Here is a 529-nt window from a genome sequence, read left to right as displayed (position 1 = left end):
GCGGGCAGGGCACCCCGCCGGGAGCGTCCAGCACGCCGCCGCCGGGTGCGCCGAGCACGCCGGGGGCGCGTCCGGCGGGTGGCACGCCGCCCGCCCCGGGCTCGGGCACGCCGTACGTTCCGACCCAGCTGGTGTCGTCGCTCGAGGGGACCGGTGCCGGCCAGACGCCGCCGCCTCCCGGTGCCGGTCAGACCCCGCCGCCTCCCGGTGGCGGCCGGACCCCGCCCCCGGCGGGCGGCCAGACGCCGCCTCCGCCGGGTCCTCNNCGCCGCCTCCGCCGGGTCCTCCGGGGACGCCGGGCACGCCGCCGGGTGGTGTCCACCACGCCGCGACGATGCTCGCCGACCCCAACACCCCGGGCGCCCCTCAGCCTCCGGGCCCGCCCGGAGCCCCGGGTGCGCCGAAGCCGCCCGGCCCGCCCGGTGCACCCGGTGCGCCGCAGCCTCCGGGCCCGCCCGGCGCGCCCGGTTCGACTGGCGGCGGGCGCGGCCCCGTGCACCACGCGGAGACGGTGCTGGCGGCCCCGCCC

1 pseudogene is annotated in these 529 nt (G+C 84.1%); it reads left to right on the top strand.

Annotated elements, in window-relative coordinates:
- Positions 1-529 (top strand): annotated as a pseudogene (locus ABD207_RS17770) (SUKH-4 family immunity protein); the annotation flags it as partial.

It is taken from the genome of Streptomyces thermospinosisporus, from assembly GCF_039526425.1.
Taxonomy (GTDB): Bacteria; Actinomycetota; Actinomycetes; order Streptomycetales; family Streptomycetaceae; genus Streptomyces; species Streptomyces thermocarboxydovorans.
This window is presented reverse-complemented; position numbering and strand designations above follow the sequence as displayed.